Raw genomic sequence first — 19,342 nt, forward strand, 5'->3', positions numbered from 1 at the left:
ATGAGCACGCCGCATCCCGATCCCCGTCTGTCAGATATCCTCGCCCGCCAAGCGGACATGCAAGGTGCGCTTTTGCCAATCCTGCATGCCGTTCAGGAGGCATTTGGTCATATTCCCGAGACGGCCCGTGCACCCATTGCCGAAGCCCTGAACATCTCGCGTGCCGAACTTGCGGGCGTGATCAGCTTTTATCACGATTATCGCGATGCTCCGGCCGGGCGGAGGATACTCAAAATCTGCCGGGCCGAAGCCTGCCAATCCATGGGTGGGCGCGATCTGGAGGCGGACGTGCAAGCGCTGCTGAACCTTGACTGGGGCGGTACGACGCCTGAGGGCGCAATCACACTGGAGCCGGTCTATTGCCTTGGCCTGTGTGCCTGCGCGCCCGCCGCAATGATTGACGACCGCCCCATCGGGCGGGCCGAGGCAAAATCGCTGGTGGCGGAGGCGCGTCGATGAAGGTGTTCCTGCCACAAGATGCCGCCGCACGCGCGCTCGGTGCGGATGCCGTTGCCGAGGCGCTGGTGCGTGAGGCGAAAGCCAGGGGTGTCGCACTGGACCTGGTGCGCACAGGGTCCCGCGGCATGATCTGGCTGGAACCGCTTCTTGAGGTGAATACAGAAAATGGGCGCATTGGCTTCGGACCTATGACCCCTTCCGATGTGGCCACTGTGTTCGACGCCCCGGATACACATGACAAAGCCCTCGGTTTGGTCGAGGATATCCCATTCCTCAAAGAACAGACCCGTCTGACATTCGCGCGCTGCGGGGTGATCGACCCGCTCTCGCTCGCCGATTACGAGGCGCATGGTGGGCTTACCGGGCTGCGCCGCGCATTGGATGCCGACATCGTTGCAGAGGTAACCGAAAGCGGGTTGCGTGGGCGCGGCGGCGCGGGCTTCCCAACGGGCCTCAAATGGCAGACTGTCAGAACCGCCGAAGCCAATCAGAAATACATCGTCTGCAATGCCGATGAAGGTGACAGCGGCACCTTTGCCGACCGCATGATCCTTGAGGGCGACCCTTTCTCGGTCATCGAAGGCATGGCGATCGCGGGCCTCGGGGTAGGTGCGACGATGGGCTACGTCTATCTGCGGTCAGAATACCCCGACGCGATCCGCGTTTTTGGCAAGGCACTCGATATTGCGCGCGCGGCCGGACTTCTCGGGCCTTCGGTTCTGGGCACTGGCCCCGCCTTTGACATCGAACCCAGGGTCGGTGCGGGCGCTTATGTATGTGGGGAGGAAACGTCCCTCCTCAACTCGCTCGAAGGCAAGCGCGGCGTTGTACGTTCCAAACCTCCGCTTCCCGCGCTTGAGGGGCTCTTTGGCAAGCCTACCGTCGTGAACAACGTCATCAGTCTGGCGACGATCCCTATGATCTTCGAAAAAGGCGCCGCGCACTACCGGGATTTCGGGCTTGGCCGGTCACGCGGCACGATCCCGTTGCAAATCGCTGGCAATGTGAAGCATGGCGGCCTGTTTGAAACCGCGTTCGGTCGCCCCTTGGGTGAGATCGTGCATGACATCGCGGGCGGCACCGCCTCAGGTCGCCCCGTCAAGGCAGTGCAGGTTGGCGGGCCACTGGGCGCGTATTTCGGCCCTGACCAGTTCGACACGCCTTTTGGCTACGAAGAGTTTGATGGCGCGGGCGGACTGATCGGGCACGCCGGCATCGTCGTGTTTGATGACACCGCCGACATGCTCGCCCAGGCCCGGTTCGCGATGGAGTTCTGCGCGGTTGAGTCTTGCGGAAAATGCACGCCCTGCCGGATCGGGGCTGTCCGTGGCGTCGAAGTGATTGACCGGATCGCCACGGGCGATCGTGCCGCCAAACCCTTGCTCGAAGACCTGTGCGAGACGATGCGCGACGGATCGCTTTGCGCGCTCGGCGGCTTCACGCCCTACCCCGTCCTGTCGGCCTTGCGACAGTTCCCAGACGATTTCGCGTTCGAAAAGGATGCCGCGGAATGAAAGACTTCATCATCCCCGATACCGATTTCGGCACCCCGGCAGCCAAGGGCGCGCCGGTCACCCTGACGATCGATGGCACCGAAGTGACCGTGCCCGACGGCACGTCCGTGATGCGCGCCGCGATGGAGGCCGGGATCGCGATCCCGAAGCTCTGCGCCACGGACAGCGTCGACGCATTCGGGTCCTGTCGCTTGTGCCTCGTTGAGATCGAAGGGCGCCGCGGCACGCCTTCCTCCTGCACGACGCCGGTGGTGGACGGCATGATCGTGACCACCCAGAACGAGAAAATTGCGAAACTCCGCCGCGGCGTGATGGAGCTTTATATCTCCGACCATCCGCTCGATTGCCTGACCTGTGCGGCCAACGGCGATTGCGAGTTGCAGGATATGGCAGGCGTCGTGGGCCTGCGGGATGTGCGCTACGAAGCAAAAGACACTCATTTCCAGACGCGCCAGAATGGCGAGGCCAACCCGCAATACATCCCCAAGGACGACAGCAACCCCTACTTCACCTATGACCCCAGCAAATGCATCGTCTGCTCACGCTGCGTGCGCGCGTGTGAAGAGGTGCAAGGCACGTTTGCGCTGACCATCACCGGACGCGGGTTCGACAGCCGCGTCTCCACCGGCGCGCCGGATTTTCTATCCTCGGATTGCGTCTCCTGCGGGGCCTGCGTGCAGGCGTGCCCCACCGCCACCTTGCAGGAAAAGTCGATCATCGAGATGGGCCAGCCGGACCACGCCAAGGTCACCACCTGCGCCTATTGCGGAGTGGGCTGCCAGTTCAAAGCCGAGATGAAGGGCGACCAGCTGGTGCGCATGGTGCCCTACAAGCACGGCAAGGCGAACCGCGGCCATTCTTGCGTAAAGGGTCGGTTTGCCTGGGGCTATGCCAACCACCGCGACCGCATCCTGAACCCGATGATCCGCGAACGGATCGAGGATCCATGGCAGGAGGTTACCTGGGACGAAGCTTTAGCTTTCACTGCCACCAAGCTGAAAGATATACAGGAAAACCACGGCCCGAGCGCACTTGGCGGGATCACGTCTTCTCGCTGCACCAATGAAGAAACCTACCTTGTGCAAAAACTCGTCCGCGCGGTCTTCGGCACGAACAACGTGGATACCTGCGCACGCGTGTGCCATTCGCCAACTGGGTATGGGCTGAAGACGACCTTCGGCACGTCCGCCGGGACCCAGGATTTTGACAGCGTCGAGCATACGGACGTCGTGATCGTTATCGGGGCGAACCCGACTGACGGGCACCCGGTTTTTGCATCGCGGCTCAAAAAACGCCTACGCGCGGGCGCAAAGCTGATCGTGATTGACCCGCGTCGGATCGACCTTGTGCGCCAACCGCATATCGAGGCCGCGCACCATCTGGCTCTTACCCCCGGCACGAATGTGGCTGTTCTGACAGCCCTTGCCCATGTGATCGTGACCGAGGGCCTGGTGGATGAGAGCTTTGTCGCAAACCGTTGCGATATGGAAGCTTTTCAGGACTGGGCGGCATTCGTTTCGCGGGATCGCAACTCCCCTGAGGCGACCGCGTTGCTGACCGGGGTTCCGGCGGAAGAGCTGCGCGCGGCAGCCCGGCTGTTCGCCACTGGCGGGAATGGCGCGATATACTATGGGCTGGGCGTGACCGAACACAGCCAGGGCACCACGACCGTCATGGCGATTGCCAATCTCGCGATGGCCACGGGCAACATTGGGCGACCCGGCGTGGGTGTGAACCCGCTGCGGGGTCAGAACAATGTGCAAGGGTCCTGCGATATGGGCTCCTTCCCGCATGAGTTGCCGGGCTACCGCCATGTCCATGACGACGCCACGCGCAGTGTATTCGAGCGGCTCTGGGGCACACAACTCAGTGACGAGCCGGGCCTGCGTATCCCAAACATGCTGGATGCCGCGATGGAAGGCGCGTTCAAGGCCATCTACATTCAGGGGGAGGACATCCTTCAATCGGACCCGAACACCCACCATGTGCGCGACGGACTGGCCGCGATGGACTGCGTGATCGTCCATGACCTGTTCCTGAACGAGACCGCGAACTACGCCCACGTGTTCCTGCCGGGATCAACCTTCCTTGAGAAGGACGGGACGTTCACAAACGCAGAGCGTCGGATCAACCGGGTCCGCCGGGTCATGCCCCCCAAGAATGGCCTGGCCGACTGGCAGGTCACCCAGGCGCTGGCCAATGCGATGGGCGCAGGCTGGAGCTACACACATCCATCTCAGGTGATGGATGAGATCGCCGCGACAACCCCCTCATTCCAAAGCGTTTCCTATGAGGTTCTGGAAACGCAAGGGTCGGTCCAGTGGCCATGCAACGAAACTGCGCCCCAAGGCACGCCCGTGATGCATGCCGACGGGTTTGTACGCGGACAGGGTTTGTTCGTCGTCACTGAATATGTTGCGACCGAAGAGCGGACCGGGCCTCGCTTCCCGCTGCTGCTGACCACCGGGCGGATCCTTAGCCAGTACAATGTCGGGGCGCAGACCCGACGCACGGCCAACACCGTCTGGCATGAAGCCGACAAGCTGGAAATCCACCCCCATGATGCCGAACAGCGCGGCATCAAGGAGGACGACTGGGTCAAGCTTGCCTCCCGCGCAGGCGAGACGGCTTTGCGCGCAACGCTGACAGAACGCGTGGCCCCCGGCGTCGTTTACACCACATTCCACCATCCGGACACACAGGCCAATGTCATCACAACGGACTATTCTGACTGGGCAACGAACTGCCCCGAGTACAAGGTGACGGCTGTGCAGGTCATGCCCTCCAACGGGCCGACCGACTGGCAGAAGGAGTACGAGGCCCAGGCCGCACAAGCCCGGCGCATTCTCCCACGGACGGCCGCAGAATGACGCCCCGCGCGCTTCCCCCCGCGCGTGCGCGTGCACTGGCCGAAGAGGTGCCCGTCGCGCTGAGCTTTGATGGGACCACGCAAGCGGTGATGATGGCGTCCCCCGCTGATCTGGAGGATTTCGGGATCGGGTTTGCCAATGCCGAAGGGATCGCACGCGACAGCATTCGCGATCTGGAGGTTGTCGCCCATCCGAAGGGTCTGGAAGTGCAGATGTGGCTGGCGCCCGGCGCTGGCGCCGATCTGGCCGAGCGCCGCCGCAAGATGGCTGGCCCCGTGGGCTGCGGCCTGTGCGGGATCGACAGCCTTGAGGAGGCTCTGAGGGCCCCTGCCCCGGTGCAATCACCTGCCAGGATCGACCCTGCGCACATCCCGCGCGCGGTCGCCGCGTTGCGGGACGGTCAGAAACTCCATGACGAAACACGCGCAGCACATGGCGCGGGCCTTTGGCATCCGGCACGGGGCTTGATCGCACTGCGCGAGGATGTCGGACGGCACAATGCGCTCGACAAGCTGATCGGCGCGGCCTTGCGTGCAGGTCTTCCGCATGCAGACTGCGCGATTGTCATGACCTCACGGGTATCCGTCGAGTTGGTTCAGAAAACCGCGCAGGCGGGCGTGCCGATCCTGATTGCGGTGTCTGCCCCCACGGCGCTGGCAGTGCGCACGGCGGCAGAGGCCGGTGTCACGCTGATCACCAACGCCCGCGGCGGGGATTTTGAACTGCGCAGTCACGGGCACCGCATCCAGCCCGGCGCCAAAGCGGAGGATACGACGCATGTCGCCTGAAAAAACCATTCGAATGGCCAACCAGATCGCCACGTTTTTTGACAGCCAGCCCCAAGCGACGCGCGTGACATCGGTGGCGGCACACCTGAACGACTTCTGGGATCCGCGCATGCGCGCGCAACTGCTGGAGATGCTGGAGGCCGATCCGAGCCCATTTCACCCGCTTGTCCAAGAGGCAGGCGACAAGGTCCGTGCGCCCGCGGCCTAGTGCGGCACAGCAAGGCCATCCGCGTCGAAGAAACTCAGGCGGGTTGCGTCGAACTCAAGACCGACCTGTTCACCTGGCCTCAGATCGGTATCGCCGATGACGCGCACCGTTGCCTGACCCGCATCCGGCAACTGGACCACCAGCAACGTATCGGCGCCTAGGTATTCGGCCACGTCGATTGTCGCGTCGATCTGGCCGGACCCGACGGGCCCGAGCGCGATATGCTCAGGCCGGATACCCAGCTTCACTGCCGGACGCGCACCACCATAAGCCCCACCCCGACCACCACCAAGATGGTAGGCGCCGCCCTCGGTGGTACAGGGCATCACATTCATTTTCGGACTGCCGATGAACTGGGCCACGAACAGATTGGCGGGGTTTTCGTACAGCTCACGCGGCGTGCCGACCTGCGCGATACGGCCAAACTCCAGAACGACAATGCGGTCGGCCAGCGTCATTGCCTCCACCTGATCGTGGGTCACGTAGATCATCGTCGTGTCGAGCTTCTGGTGCAGCTTGGCAATCTCGTAGCGCATCTCCACCCGCAGCGCCGCGTCGAGGTTTGACAACGGTTCATCGAACAAAAACGCCGTGGGCTCGCGCACGATTGAGCGTCCAATCGCCACCCGCTGCCGCTGTCCCCCCGACAGGTCCTTGGGCCGCCGGTCGAGATAATCGCCGAGTTTCAGCACTTCAGCCGCCGCATCGACTTTTGCGTCAATTTCAGCCTTCGGCGCGCCTGCAGTTTTGAGAGAGAACCCCATGTTCTCACGCACGGACATATGCGGGTAGAGCGCATAGGACTGGAACACCATCGTGAGGCCCCGGCGCGCGGGCGGCTGGTCGGTCACGTCCTGTCCGTCGATCAATATCTGCCCGCGCGACGTGTCCTCGAGCCCGCCGATCATGCGCAAAAGCGTGGACTTGCCGCAGCCCGAGGGGCCGACGAAGATCACAAACTCCCCTTCGCGGATGTCGAAGTCGACGCCCTTGATGACCTGAACGTCGTCAAACCATTTTTCGACCGCCTTCAGTGTGATTGCGCCCATCGTCCCCTCCGCACATTCGGACTGCACCAGCCAAGCCAGACGGCGGCTGTCCATGTGAAATTCTGCCCCCCCGCAGGCGCCCCGTCGCGCGGGTCGAAATACTCCGCGAAACCGCCCGTCGCGATCATGTCTGCCGTTTGCTGGCGCAAGGCCGCGCCTTCGGGCAGGCCAGCCTCATCCATCCCCATCGCGATCAGCATGTTCATCATCGCCCAGGACGGCCCGCGCCAATACCTCTTGGGCTCATAAGCCGGACTGTCAGGATCATGGCTGGCCACACCGAAGCGCACCTTCGATTGCACCCGTGCATAGGTATGAGCCGTCGATTTGGGATCGATCCCGGCATACCAGCACAGGAATGCCGCGTTTGAGACCGCGTTTGCCCAGGCACCAGTCTTGGTGTCGCGCACGTCATAGGCGGCAATGGTGTCATTCCACAGGGTGGCGGCCCCGGACTCCATCCGGACGACCATGTCCGACAGGCCCTCGGTAGACGTCCCAAGTTCTTCGCCGATCCAGATCAGGTCGCGCGTCGCACGCAGCAGTGAGAACGTCATGGTCGGGTCGGCCATCCGAAACGGGTTCACCTCCCGCAGATGGGCCTGATCCCACCCGCAGTCGTGGCCTTGCTTCACCAGATAGAGGTAGCGGTCATAATCTGCCTTCTTGGGGCGCATATCCGCATCTACATGACCGGTATCGCGCCGCTCATAGGGGGCGATCCCGTGCGGTTCGATCCGCTTCATCGGTCCATCCCAATCCGGGGCATTATCGCGCCCCGCCTCCCATGGATGGGTCAGGCAAATCGCGCCATTGCCATCGTCGCGCGCCGCCATGAACCAACGATGCCAGGCGACCATCTTCGGAAAAAGCGCCGCCATCCGAGCCTGCCCGGCCTCCTTGTCCAGTTCCCACACCAAACGCGCCATCGTCGCGGCAATGGGGGGCTGGCTGATGCCCGAAGACGGGACAGGCCCCACGCCGCCCCAGATATCCGGACCGGGAAAGTAACTCGGGTCGACCTTGTGAAATAGAATGTGCGGCACCATCCCGTCGGCCCATTGCCCGGCAAACAGCGTCTCAAGTTCAACCCAGGCGCGGTCAATGTCCAGAAACGCGTAACCATAGGCCGCAAAGGCGCTGTCCCAGTTCCACTGGTACGGATAAAGCCCGGCGGTCGGAACGGAATACCCGCCGCGATCGTTGGCGCGCAGGATCCCTGCGGCCTCCGTATCCAGATCGCGCATGTCCTTCATCCCTTCACGCTCCCCGCCGTCAGGCCCTTGGTCATGAACTTCTCCAACCCGAGAAACAGCGCCATCACCGGCACCGTAGCGATCACCGCCCCGGCCATCAGATGCTCGCGCGGGATCTCCGAAGAGTTCAGCATCGCCACCCCGCGTGTGAGCGTGAATTTCGACGGATCATCCAGCAGCATGAAGGCCAGCAGGAACTCGTTCCAGGCGATCATGAAAACGTACAGGCTGACGGACGCCAGCGCCGGCAGCGCCAGCGGCAAGGTGATCTTCCAGATCACCTGCAACCGGTTCAAACCATCCATCAGGCCCGCCTCCTCGACTTCGGCGGGCAAGCCGCGGAAATACCCCTGCAGCATGTAAAGCGCCACTGGGATGGTCGTTACCGGATAGATCAGAACGATCCCGATCAGCGTGTTTCGCAAACCAGTGACCGAGAACGCGATGTAGATCGGCAGCGCCAGCACGATCATCGGCACCATGTAGATCAGCAGGATCGAGCGCGAAAACGCCGCCCGCCCGCGAAACCGCAAGCGCGCCACCGCGTAGGCGCCGGGGATCGAAAACGCCAGCGTGATAAGGACCGTGATCACCGACACGAGGAAAGACGTCCAGAGATAGGTGCCGAAATTGAACTGACCGAACAACTCGAAATAGGACCGGAACAGACCCAGACCCCGCGAGAGGTCAAGCGAAAAATCAAGCGGGTTCTGCAACAGCGCCGACTGCGATTTCAACGACGTCATCACCATCACGTAAAATGGAATGAGGACGATCGCGGTGAAGAAGATGTACCCGAACCCTGTCAGGAACCGAATGATCGCCTCTTCCGCTTCATGCCTGCTGATGGTGCCATTGGGCAGAGCATCGAGGATCTTGTCCAACCCGAGCCCCAGCGACACCCCCAGCATCCCGCAAGCAATGATCTTGGCCGTCATGCTCACGTCTTCGCCAATGACCAAGGCCCCAAAGCCCGAGGCATTCATCACAAAGGCCGCAATCGCGACCAGCAGGACCAGGATCGCACCGGACCGCGCCTGCAACGCGACAAGCGCCAGAACAGCCCCGAAACCAAGCGTGATCAGGGGGTCCGGACGAAAGGGCTCCCCGGTGGAAAACGACATGATCACCGCGACGCTCGCGCAGGCGATGAACGCCCATAGCGCACCCAGAACCGGCGCGAGGCTCACCGCGTTGGGAAAGATCCGCATCATCGCGTCGCCTCCGGGTTCTTTTGTGCCCAAATACCTTGGGGGTGCGGGGGCAAGGCCCCCGCGCGGACCGGCTGCCGCAGGCAGACGATGGGCCTCACAATCCTTCCTCTCGACTGATGAAGCGAAAGAAGAACGCGGCAAACAGGATCAGGCAACCAAAGATGACAACCGCCACTGCAGCCCCTGCCCCGATGTTCGAAATCGCAAATGCCTGCTCATAGACGTTCACCGTCAGGGTCCGCGTCCCGGCATTGCCGCCTGTCAAAAGGAAAATGTCGTCAAACTTGTTGAAGGTCCAGATGAAGCGCAGCAGGAAAAGGACTGACAGAATGCCGACCAGCATCGGCAGGCTCAGGTACCAGAATTTCTGGAACGGGCTGGCGCCATCCATATCCGCGGCCTCGTACATATCGCTGTCGATCGACTGCATCCGCGCAAGGATGAACAGGAATGACAGGGGAAAATATCGCCAGATCTCGAACACCGTCACCATGATCAACGCCAGCGGGCGCTGACCGAAGAAGTTGATCGCCTCGTCCGTCACACCCATCTGGATCAGCAAGGCGTTGGCAGAGCCCGAGAACGGATCGAACAGCGTCACCCACGTAAAGGCCACCGCAATGACCGGGGCGACGTAGGGAAACAGATACAGCCCGCGCAAGATCCCCTGCCCGCGAAACGATTTGTTCAGGAGCATCGCGGCAAACAGGCCCATCACCAGCGCGCCGATAGTACCGAAAACCGTGTAGAACAAGGTGACCCACATCACCTCCCAGAATTCGTCTGCGTCGAATATCCGAATGAAGTTCTCAAAGGTGAACTCCGCATTGGTCAGAATATTGTCCGCCTCCCCGGTCATTATCGGTTCGGACCCTTCGAGCAGGTCCTCCAGCGCGTCTTCATCCCCGGAAAACGTCAGCGGCAGGATGAGCCTTTCGTTGAAACCTGCCTCCAACATGCCGAAGTCGCACTCGAAAAGGCCGGCGCTCAGCACACAGGGTGCAGGTACATCCGTGACAACCAGATCCGGTGGCAAGGTATCCGACAGCGTGACGCCGGTGATCACCTTGTCCTGCGATGTGTTGCGCACGCGGTATTCGAGCCGCAGGTCACCACCAGACCCGCGCAGGCTTTCCCGCACGACCGGCACTGTTGGGCGCAGATCGGCCAGACCAACGGGTTTGAAACTGATCCAGAAAATCGCCAAAAGCGGCAGGATCACCACCATCGACACGATAGCAATGGTGGGAAACAACAGTCCCCACGCCAGACGGGCCTCGCGTTTCTGAAGCGCCCCACGCCCTGACGGGGGCGCAGGCGGCGGCTCTGTCACGGACATGTCGGCCTTCCCTCCCTCGAAGACCGGAGCCGCCACACGTGGCGGCCCCGCCGGAACGTCTACTGGATCTTCGCCAGTTCGTCGTTCATCGCCGCGACCGTTTCCGCAGCGTTACGCGTGCCGTCGATGTATTCGCGCACCAGCCGGTTGATGACCTGGCTGTTGATGATCTTCGAGGCGAGCGACAATTGACCTTCGGCCACCCCCCAGCGCTGCGCCCTGTCGAGGCCGCCCACGATCTCCTCGATCATCGAGGCCTCGTAAAGCTCGCCGAGCGGCGCCTTGCGGTCCACACCTACCGGCAGTTGCGCCCAGGCATCGGTGAACCTGGTGGGGGCATCAGCGGTACCGCGCCGCACGGGAAACTTGCCTTCGGGTGCGATGGACAACGTCTGGGTGTAGCCTTCATCCATCGAGAACTTCACGAACTCCATCGCCGCGTCTGTATCCGCGTCACTCGTGATCCCGAAATACCGGATGTCGCCCCATGCAGCGCCATCCGGGTTCGACGGACCCGAGAACCGGGTCACGATACCGGTCTTGGATGCCAGTTCACCCGAGGTCGGATCGTCGTTGATCGTGGGGGGCGCACTGTCGCGCAGGCCCGCCAGTTCATCCAGAATGAACGGCGACCAGATGATCATCGCAGCACGACCCGCAAAATAGAGCTCGCGCGACTGCTGCCAGAACAACTCTCCCGGAGGCGACGCTTCGGCGATGGCCTTGTAGAAATCGAGAACTTCGGTTGTGGCCGCCACATCAAGATCGGCCAGACCGTCATCGTCCACCGGGCTCACACCATTGGCAAGAAAGACATGCTCCAGCACCTGGCTCATGAAGTTCTCGTCCACCTTGGTCGCGGCGACGAAGCCGTAAACCTCTGGAGGATTGTGCAGCGCTTCCACCGCAGCGAGGACATTTGCATAACTCGAGGGAGCTTCAAGACCGGCCGCGTCGAACAGATCCTTGCGATACACGATCATCTGCGTCCAGCCATCAACCGGAACGGAGGCCGTACCGCCGTCATAGGCCGCCATCGCCAGAGCACCGGACGCAAACGTTCCTGCGCCCAGGTCCTCGATCACTTCGGTCGCGGCATCGGTGTCCAGAATGCCTGCCTCGGCCCACGGCAGCGCGTATTGCAGCGTGTGATAGATCACGTCCGGCAGATCCCCGGCGGCAAACGCCGCAGTCGCGCGCGTGCCCAGGTCGCTTTCCGTGACCGGAATGACCTCTACGGCGGTACCGCTTTGCGCTTCGAATGCTGCGGCCATTTCCTGCTGCTTGGCCAGGCGTTCGGGTTGTTCTTCCGTCGTCCAGAACCGGATTGTGTCGGCCTGAACGCCCATCGCGGACAGGGCGAGCGCGACTGCCGTGCTCGTCAGAAAAGTACCCTTTCGGGGAATTAAATGTCGTGTCACGAAACGTTCCTCCCTGATTTCGTGTTCATTTTGAGGCCGCATCGGGAAACAATATTTCGCATTTGGGGGCGTTTTGGACAGAAAACGTTCACAGCGCTGAAATAATTCCGGCGGCTGCGTTAACTGACAAGACCTCCCCATCCCATCATCTGCGCGCATCCTGCCGCCAACACTGGACCATGCAACCCATTTAAAGCAAGCGCTTTTTCCGAACCGGACGCATGACGAGGTCGCGCCCTTACCATTCACGACATGGTTTCAAACGTTTTACTGACGGTGCACCGGTAAGGTTTTCAAAGATGAATCGTGGTATTCTGCTTCGCATCCGAAGTGCCGCAGAGCGCAGGATGAGGCAGAGCTGGCGTAAGGAGTATTGTAATGCGTACCAAACAGACCCCCCGTGACCCCGAACCGCAAAAGCCGGTCCAGACTGGCAAGGGCGACCAGAAACCCCCGGTGAAGTTCACCGACTGGGCGATGATCTGACCTGACGGACCGTCGCGGACGGACGATCAGAATGGGCTGACGACTTGCGCTCGTTTTGCGCAAGGCTACTGTCCGGGCAGATTGTGAGTGCTCCACACCATGCCCGACCCCGTTTCCTCGATCCGCAACCTTGGCCCGGCCAGCGACGAAGCCTTCGCGCGCGCCGGTTTGCACACGGCTGAGGAGGTTCGCGCGCTCGGCGCTGACGCAACCTATCTGCAGCTGCTCAATACCGGATCGAAGCCGCATTTCATCGCCTACTACGCGCTGGTCATGGGCCTTCAGGGGCGCCCGTGGAACGATGCCAAAGGCGCAGAGAAAGACGCGCTTCGCGTGCGCTTCGACACGCTCAAGGCCCAAGCCTCCCCCACCACCGACAGTGCGATCGAACGTCTGCTGGATGAGATCGGAACCGGGTTGCGCCGGACATGAAAAAGCCCCGGCGCTGCGCGACCCGGGGCTTTCCGACCTGTCTGTGAACCGCAGTCAGCCGACCAGTTCGAGGCCCGAGAAGAAATACGCGATCTCGACCGCCGCAGTCTCTGGGGCATCCGAGCCGTGGACAGAGTTTTCGCCCACGCTTTCGGCGAAATCCGCACGCACTGTGCCCGGGGCAGCGTCTGCGGGGTTCGTCGCGCCCATGACCTCGCGGTTCTTCGCGATCGCACCCTCGCCTTCCAGCACCTGAAGAACCACCGGGCCGGATGCCATGAATTCGCACAGCTCCTCATAGAACGGACGCTCGGCATGGACGGCATAGAACACGCCGGCTTGCGCCTTGGTCAGTTGCACGCGCTTTTGCGCGATGATGCGCAGGCCTGCATCCTCGAACTTGGCGTTGATCTTGCCAGTCAGGTTCCGCTTGGTCGCATCGGGTTTGATGATGGACAATGTACGTTCGATTGCCATGGGTCTCGCTCCTTGGAGTTGAGGCGGTTTGCATGCCGCCGCGTTCGGTTGCGCGCGCCCTAGCATGGGGGGCGAAGCTTGAAAAGACGTGTTTACCCCCGACACCGCACACCACGGCGCGGAGACCCGGCAAAGCCCTGCTTACGCGTTGTCTTGCCCTGCTGCATGACAGGAGGCACGCGGGCTTCTTTTGTGCGAAAATACCTCCGCCGGAGGCCCCCGGCACGCCAAACACACCCCGTTGACAGCGACGCCCGCGCGCGCCACACCGCGCCCATGCTGAAGCTCGAAGATATCTCCTACGCGGTTGAGGGGCGCACCTTGCTCGACCACACATCCGCGGTGATCCCGACAGGGCACAAGGTCGGCCTCGTCGGACGCAACGGGACGGGCAAGACCACGCTGTTTCGGCTGATCCGGGGCGAGCTCACCCTCGATACCGGCAGCATCAGCCTGCCGCGCGGGGCGCGCGTCGGCGGCGTGGCACAAGAAGTGCCGGGCAACGAGGTCAGCCTGCTTGACACGGTACTGGCCGCCGATACGGAGCGCGCCAGCCTTCTGGCGGAGGCAGAGACAGCTCAGGACCCGGGCCGGATTGCCGACATTCAAACACGCCTTGCCGATATCGACGCGTGGTCCGCTGAAGGGCGGGCCAGTGCGATCCTGCGCGGTCTGGGCTTTACGGCCGACGAGATTCACCAGCCCTGCTCTGCCTTCTCTGGCGGGTGGCGGATGCGCGTGGCGCTTGCCGGCGTGCTTTTCTCACAGCCGGATCTGCTTCTGCTGGACGAACCGACGAACTACCTAGACCTCGAAGGTGCGCTGTGGCTTGAAGCCTACCTTGCGAAGTATCCGCACACTGTTCTGATCGTCAGCCATGATCGCGGTCTTCTGAACCGGGCGGTTGGGGGCATCCTGCACCTCAACGACCGCAAGCTTGCCTACTACACCGGTACCTATGACCAGTTCGCGCGGCAGCGCGCCGCCGCGCGCGCCGCGCAAGCCGCAGCCGCCGCCAAGCAGGAGACGCGGCGTGCCCATCTGCAAGGTTTCGTGGACCGGTTCCGCGCGAAGGCCTCCAAGGCCAAGCAAGCCCAGTCACGGGTCAAGATGCTGGAGAAGATGGAAACGATCCGCGCGCCGGAGGATGCCGCGCGCACGGTCTTCACCTTTCCGGAGCCTGATCAGCTCAGCCCACCCATTCTGGCGACCGAAAATGCCAGCGTCGGCTATGGCGGCACCGCTGTTCTGCGCCAGCTGGATCTGCGGATCGATCAGGACGACCGGATCGCGCTGCTGGGTCGCAACGGCGAGGGCAAGTCCACCCTGTCGAAACTGCTGGCCGACCGCCTGCAGGCGATGGAAGGGCGGATGACCACCTCTTCGAAACTGCGTGTGGGGTTCTTTGCCCAGCATCAGGTCGACGAGTTGCGGGTGGACGAAACGCCGCTTCAGCATATCCAGCGCGCCCGTCCGGAGGAAGCGCCACCGCGCCTGCGCGCACGGCTCGCGGGCTTTGGCCTGATGGCCGAGCAGGCAGAGACCGAGGTTGGCCGCCTGTCAGGCGGGCAGAAAGCCCGGCTATCGCTGCTGCTGGCCACACTGGATGCGCCGCATCTGTTGATCCTTGACGAGCCGACAAACCACCTCGACATCGAAAGCCGCGAGGCGCTTGTGGAAGCGCTCACCGCCTATTCGGGCGCAGTGATCCTCGTGAGCCACGACATGCACCTGCTGAGCCTTGTCGCCGACCGTCTGTGGCTGGTGAAAGATGGTCATGTAAAGCCCTACGATGAGGATCTGGAAGCGTACCGGCGAATGCTTCTGACCCCTGACAAGCCTGCGCAAACCAAAGCAAAGGCGCCTTCCAAACCCAAACGCGCCAGCCGCGACGATCTGCAAGCGATGCGTGCGGAAGTGCGCAAATGCGAGGAACGTGTCGCCAAGATTGCGGCGATGCAGGAAAAACTGTCAAAGAAGCTCGCCGACCCGGCACTTTACGAAGACGAGAAGGTCGGCGAATTGGAAACATGGAACCGGAAATATGCCGAAGTGATGGACGGGCTCGACAAGGCAGAGGCGCTCTGGATGGCGGCGGCTGAAAAGCTGGAAAAGGCGGAAAACCCGGCATGACCATGGCCGAGGCCATAACCGCCTTCGTTGCGCTGTTCGTGATCATCGATCCCATCGGCCTCGCACCGTTGTTCGTGGCGCTGACCCAAGGGGCGTCTGCTTCCGCACGGCGGGCAATCGCAGTACGAGCGTGCGTGATCTCGTTGATCCTGCTCACGCTTTTCGGCCTGGCCGGAGAAGCGATCCTTGGGTTTCTGGGCATTTCGATGCCCGCTTTTCGCATCGCGGGTGGGATCTTGTTGTTTCTGACTGCGCTCGACATGCTCTTTGAGCGGCGCACGAAGCGCCGCGAGGGTCAGGCCAGCGACAGTGTGACGGACCCCGAAGATGACCCGTCGATCTTTCCCCTTGCCACGCCGCTGATTGCCGGACCGGGCTCTATCGCGACGATGATCCTGCTGACCGGGCAGAGCAGCGGCGATGTCGCGTATCTTGCCATGGTGCACGGCGTGATGGCTGCCGTCCTGGCCTGTGTGCTGGTCATGTTCTTGTTGGGCGGGGTGATCGAACGCGGGCTGGGGCCGACAGGCATCATGGTGGTCACGCGGCTTCTGGGAATGTTGCTGGCCGCGCTGTCGGTGCAGTTTGTCCTCGACGGTATCCGCGATCTGGGGATTATGCCGCTCTGACCCTCCTGCAGGGCGAAAGCGGACCTATATCTTCTCCATGGGCAGCACCGAAACCGCAAATCTGATCTACCTCGTCTTGCTCGGCGTCTTTATCGGCGGCGGCATGTTGATGGCATTTCGCGGACAGCTTGGCGCGATGCTCAGGCAGGCCAGCGCCTGGGCATTGATCTTCGCTGCACTGATCGTCGGCTATGGTCTGTTCACCGACAATCGCACGCACCTGCCTCGCACCGCCGTGTTTCAGTCGGAAGGCCGCGTGGAAATTCCGCGCTCGCGGGATGGGCACTATCATGTCGTTCTGGACATCAACGGCGCCCCGATCGAGTTCATCGTCGATACCGGCGCGACCGATGTGGTGCTGAGCCGCGAGGACGCGCTGCGCGCCGGCATCGATCCGGACAACCTGATGTTCAGCGGGATGGCACGCACGGCAAACGGCACGGTTCAGACCGCACCGGTGCGGTTACGACAGGTCGAGCTCGGCTCTTTAAAGGACGAAAACATCCGCGCTGTCGTCAACGGGGGCGAGATGCGGCGTTCTCTGTTGGGCATGAGCTATCTCAACACGTTCGACCGGATCGAGATCAACGATGGCCGATTGGTGTTGGAACGCGGCTAGAGCGTTACCCCGTGGCGCCCTGCGAGGTCAGTAAAGAATTGCCACGCAACCCGACCTGACCGACCGCCGCGCGTCGCCTGCCATTCAATGGCCTCCGCGCGCAGAACCTCCGGGGCCACGTCGACGCCGTAGGCCGCACAATACCCGTCGATCATCGACAGGTACTGGTCCTGGTCGCAGGCATGGAACCCGAGCCAAAGACCGAAACGATCTGACAGAGATACTTTTTCCTCCACCGCCTCAGACGGGCTGATCGCGCTTGAGCGCTCGTTTTCGATCATGTCGCGCGGCATCAGGTGGCGACGGTTCGAGGTTGCGTAAAACACCACATTGTCCGGCCGCCCCGCGATTCCGCCGTCCAAAACCGCCTTGAGCGATTTGTAATGCTGGTCATCGTGGCTGAAGCTCAGGTCGTCGCAGTACAGGACAAAGCGGTGATCCGGCGCGGCGCGCAGATGGTCCAGCAACCGCCCAATGCTTGCCAGATCCTCTCGTGGCACCTCCACGAGCTTGAGCGCATGCCATTGTGCCAGAACCTCGGCATGGACCGCCTTGACGAGCGAGGATTTGCCCATCCCGCGCGCCCCCCACAAAAGCGCGTTGTTCGCGGGCAAACCGCGGGCAAACTGGAGCGTGTTTTCCAGCAAGGTATCGCGCGCCCGGTCGATCCCGACCAGCAGTTTCAGATCGACGCGGTTGACCCGCGCAACAGGCAAGACCGCCTCCGGCGTCTCTTGCCACAAGAACGCATCGGCAACCTTGAAATCCGGGTGGTCCAACGGGGGCGGGGCGAGGCGTTCCAGCGCCTGCGCGATCCGCGTCAGTACTTCTTCGCTCACGTATTGGGGTCCTTGCGGTCCTTCTCGTCCTCCTCACGGAACTCGTCAAAGATCGGGTCCGCTTCAAGGTCTTCGTCGTCTTCATCTTCATCGACCCACAGGCCCTGCGCCCGCAAGTCCGCCTCACGCTTCCGTTCCACCCGGCGCACAAGCATGATCGACACTTCGTACAGGCCGTAGACCACGACGAACAGGATGATCTGCGTGATTACGTCGGGCGGCGTAACCAGCGCTGCCAACACCAGAATGCCGACAACGGCGTATTTGCGCACCTCGCCCAGTCCGGCGGACGATACCAGCCCCGCCTTGCCCATGAGGGTCAGCAGCACCGGCAGTTGAAAACACATGCCGAAGGCCACGATAAACTTGATCGTCAGGTTCAGGTATTCCTGCGCCGAGCCCTGAAAAACGACCGACAGGCCCTGGCTGATCTCTTCGCCGACGACCGCCTCCCCTTCGGTGCCAAACTGCTGAAATCCAAGGAAGAAGTCATAGGCCAGCGGTGTGACGACATAGAACGCGAAGGCTGCGCCAAGGATGAACATGAACGGCGATGCGATGAGAAACGGCAGGAATGCGCCCTTCTCGGACTTGTAGAGGCCGGGCGCCACGAACCGCCACATCTGGTTGGCAATGAACGGAAACGCCAGCATGAAGCCGCCAAGGAAGGACACCTTGATCGCGACAAAGAAACCCTCCTGCGGAGAGATGAAAATCAGGTCGCAATCCTGCCCGCGATCGGCCAGCACCTTGCAGAGCGGGTCCGTCAGAAAATTGAATATCGGCGTCGCGACCGTAAAGCAGATGATCATGCCAACAGCGAAATACGCCACGCACCGGATCAGGCGTGTGCGCAGTTCCGCCAGATGCTCGATCAGCGGGGCGGAGCTGTCTTCGATGTCGTCGGTCTTTGTCATGTTTCTTTCGGGGCCTCGGGCGCAGGGTCGGCCACTGGCGCGGGCGGCTCTTCGGCCACCTTGGCGGCCGCTTCGGCATCACGCTTTTCCTGCTGTTTTCTAGCCGTCGCGTCGTGAATTTTTCTGGCGGCCTCTGCGCGGTCTTTGGCCAGCTTGCCAGTGTTGGAGCCCGGGTCCCACTTCTCGAAACTCTTCGCGGCATCGTCGAGGGCGTCCATGCCCATCTTGCGCGGGTTGGCCGCGTTCTTGAATTCCTTGGCGACGTCCTTGACGCCCGCATCGTCGGCGGCGTCCTCCATCGCACGGCTAAATTCGCGCGCCATGCCACGCAACTTGCCCGTGAACCGCCCCAACGTGCGGAACATTTTGGGCAAGTCCTTTGGGCCCACGACGATCAACGCCACGACCCCGATGACAAGCAGTTCGGTCCAACCCAGATCAAACATGTCTCAGCTCGGGCGCTCAGACTTTGTCTTTGTCTTCAGTCTCCGGCGTAACGTCGCGCGCGGCGACGTCCTTGGCCTCTTCGATCTCGTCGTTGCTTTCCTTCACGCCCTTCTTGAAGGCGGTAATGCCCTTGCCGACCTCGCCCATCAGAGAGCTGATCTTGCCCCGGCCAAACAGGACCAGGACAACAACCGCGATCAGAAGCAGGCCAGGAAGGCCGATATTGTTGAGCATGTCATCTCTCC

19 protein-coding genes are annotated in these 19,342 nt (G+C 62.1%); 9 read left to right on the top strand and 10 right to left on the bottom strand.

The genetic code is table 11. The features are described 5' to 3' along the window. The 5 genes from ACP15N_RS15530 to ACP15N_RS15550 are packed head-to-tail and all read left to right on the top strand — an operon-like array spanning window position 1 to window position 5,839. The gene (locus tag ACP15N_RS15530) at window positions 1-459 is read left to right on the top strand and encodes a formate dehydrogenase subunit gamma (protein ID WP_425093242.1); all 459 of its coding nucleotides are present in this window, start codon (window positions 1-3) and stop codon (window positions 457-459) included. Next, window positions 456-1,973: a formate dehydrogenase beta subunit gene (locus tag ACP15N_RS15535; RefSeq protein WP_425093243.1), complete on the top strand. Its 1,518-nt coding sequence runs from the start codon at window positions 456-458 to the stop codon at window positions 1,971-1,973. Before ACP15N_RS15530 ends, ACP15N_RS15535 begins: the two co-directional genes overlap by 4 nt. After that, window positions 1,970-4,843, top strand: a complete 2,874-nt coding sequence (gene fdhF, locus ACP15N_RS15540; protein ID WP_425093244.1) for a formate dehydrogenase subunit alpha — start codon at window positions 1,970-1,972, stop codon at window positions 4,841-4,843. Before ACP15N_RS15535 ends, fdhF begins: the two co-directional genes overlap by 4 nt. After that, window positions 4,840-5,631, top strand: coding sequence for a formate dehydrogenase accessory sulfurtransferase FdhD (fdhD, locus tag ACP15N_RS15545; RefSeq protein WP_425093246.1), 792 nt, complete (start codon window positions 4,840-4,842; stop codon window positions 5,629-5,631). The genes fdhF and fdhD overlap by 4 nt, the downstream gene beginning before the upstream one ends. Continuing rightward, the gene (locus ACP15N_RS15550; protein ID WP_425093247.1) at window positions 5,621-5,839 is read left to right on the top strand and encodes a formate dehydrogenase subunit delta; all 219 of its coding nucleotides are present in this window, start codon (window positions 5,621-5,623) and stop codon (window positions 5,837-5,839) included. The genes fdhD and ACP15N_RS15550 overlap by 11 nt, the downstream gene beginning before the upstream one ends. On the opposite strand, the gene ACP15N_RS15555 is transcribed toward ACP15N_RS15550, so the two are convergent. The 5 genes from ACP15N_RS15555 to ACP15N_RS15575 form a co-directional block, all read right to left on the bottom strand. Further along, window positions 5,836-6,888, bottom strand: coding sequence for an ABC transporter ATP-binding protein (locus tag ACP15N_RS15555; protein ID WP_425093248.1), 1,053 nt, complete (start codon window positions 6,886-6,888; stop codon window positions 5,836-5,838). The two genes, ACP15N_RS15550 and ACP15N_RS15555, sit on opposite strands and share 4 nt — an antisense overlap. Then, complete coding sequence (locus ACP15N_RS15560; protein ID WP_425093249.1) at window positions 6,870-8,144, bottom strand: MGH1-like glycoside hydrolase domain-containing protein; 1,275 nt, start codon at window positions 8,142-8,144, stop codon at window positions 6,870-6,872. The genes ACP15N_RS15555 and ACP15N_RS15560 overlap by 19 nt, the downstream gene beginning before the upstream one ends. Beyond that, window positions 8,141-9,355, bottom strand: a complete 1,215-nt coding sequence (locus tag ACP15N_RS15565) for a carbohydrate ABC transporter permease (protein ID WP_425093443.1) — start codon at window positions 9,353-9,355, stop codon at window positions 8,141-8,143. The genes ACP15N_RS15560 and ACP15N_RS15565 overlap by 4 nt, the downstream gene beginning before the upstream one ends. A gap of 97 nt (window positions 9,356-9,452) precedes the next feature. Further along, window positions 9,453-10,697 carry a carbohydrate ABC transporter permease gene (locus tag ACP15N_RS15570; protein WP_425093250.1) on the bottom strand — a complete coding sequence of 415 codons (1,245 nt, stop codon included), beginning with the start codon at window positions 10,695-10,697 and terminating at the stop codon, window positions 9,453-9,455. A gap of 59 nt (window positions 10,698-10,756) precedes the next feature. Further along, a complete protein-coding gene (locus ACP15N_RS15575) occupies window positions 10,757-12,046 on the bottom strand; it encodes an ABC transporter substrate-binding protein (protein WP_425093444.1) in 1,290 nt (429 codons plus the stop codon). A 657-nt stretch (window positions 12,047-12,703) separates the two neighbouring features. On the opposite strand from ACP15N_RS15575, the gene ACP15N_RS15580 reads away from it, so the two are divergent. Then, window positions 12,704-13,036: a TfoX/Sxy family DNA transformation protein gene (locus ACP15N_RS15580; protein ID WP_425093251.1), complete on the top strand. Its 333-nt coding sequence runs from the start codon at window positions 12,704-12,706 to the stop codon at window positions 13,034-13,036. 54 nt (window positions 13,037-13,090) lie between these two features. Here ACP15N_RS15580 and ndk read toward each other — a convergent pair whose 3' ends face one another. Next, window positions 13,091-13,513, bottom strand: a complete 423-nt coding sequence (gene ndk / locus ACP15N_RS15585; RefSeq protein WP_425093252.1) for a nucleoside-diphosphate kinase — start codon at window positions 13,511-13,513, stop codon at window positions 13,091-13,093. A gap of 276 nt (window positions 13,514-13,789) precedes the next feature. Between ndk and ACP15N_RS15590 the strand changes: the two genes are divergently transcribed. The 3 genes from ACP15N_RS15590 to ACP15N_RS15600 are packed head-to-tail and all read left to right on the top strand — an operon-like array spanning window position 13,790 to window position 16,894. Beyond that, window positions 13,790-15,646: an ABC-F family ATP-binding cassette domain-containing protein gene (locus tag ACP15N_RS15590; RefSeq protein ID WP_425093253.1), complete on the top strand. Its 1,857-nt coding sequence runs from the start codon at window positions 13,790-13,792 to the stop codon at window positions 15,644-15,646. Then, complete coding sequence (locus ACP15N_RS15595) at window positions 15,643-16,275, top strand: MarC family protein (protein ID WP_425093254.1); 633 nt, start codon at window positions 15,643-15,645, stop codon at window positions 16,273-16,275. The genes ACP15N_RS15590 and ACP15N_RS15595 overlap by 4 nt, the downstream gene beginning before the upstream one ends. A gap of 37 nt (window positions 16,276-16,312) precedes the next feature. Beyond that, window positions 16,313-16,894 carry a retropepsin-like aspartic protease family protein gene (locus ACP15N_RS15600; RefSeq protein WP_425093255.1) on the top strand — a complete coding sequence of 194 codons (582 nt, stop codon included), beginning with the start codon at window positions 16,313-16,315 and terminating at the stop codon, window positions 16,892-16,894. On the opposite strand, the gene ACP15N_RS15605 is transcribed toward ACP15N_RS15600, so the two are convergent. From ACP15N_RS15605 to tatA, 4 genes are read right to left on the bottom strand one after another with little or no spacing between them, the layout of a single operon-like run. Further along, window positions 16,891-17,733, bottom strand: coding sequence for an ATP-binding protein (locus ACP15N_RS15605; RefSeq protein WP_425093256.1), 843 nt, complete (start codon window positions 17,731-17,733; stop codon window positions 16,891-16,893). The genes ACP15N_RS15600 and ACP15N_RS15605 overlap by 4 nt on opposite strands. Continuing rightward, window positions 17,730-18,650, bottom strand: a complete 921-nt coding sequence (tatC, locus tag ACP15N_RS15610; RefSeq protein WP_425093257.1) for a twin-arginine translocase subunit TatC — start codon at window positions 18,648-18,650, stop codon at window positions 17,730-17,732. The genes ACP15N_RS15605 and tatC overlap by 4 nt, the downstream gene beginning before the upstream one ends. Continuing rightward, window positions 18,647-19,096 (bottom strand): Sec-independent protein translocase protein TatB, encoded by a 450-nt coding sequence (tatB, locus tag ACP15N_RS15615; protein WP_425093258.1) that lies wholly within the window; start codon window positions 19,094-19,096, stop codon window positions 18,647-18,649. Before tatB ends, tatC begins: the two co-directional genes overlap by 4 nt. A 16-nt stretch (window positions 19,097-19,112) precedes the next feature. Further along, on the bottom strand, window positions 19,113-19,331 hold the full coding sequence (tatA, locus tag ACP15N_RS15620) for a twin-arginine translocase TatA/TatE family subunit (protein WP_425093259.1): 219 nt from the start codon (window positions 19,329-19,331) through the stop codon (window positions 19,113-19,115). Between the last annotated feature and the right edge of the window lie 11 nt (window positions 19,332-19,342).

The sequence above is a fragment of the Tropicimonas sp. S265A genome (assembly GCF_049800835.1).
Classification (GTDB): domain Bacteria; phylum Pseudomonadota; class Alphaproteobacteria; order Rhodobacterales; family Rhodobacteraceae; genus Dinoroseobacter.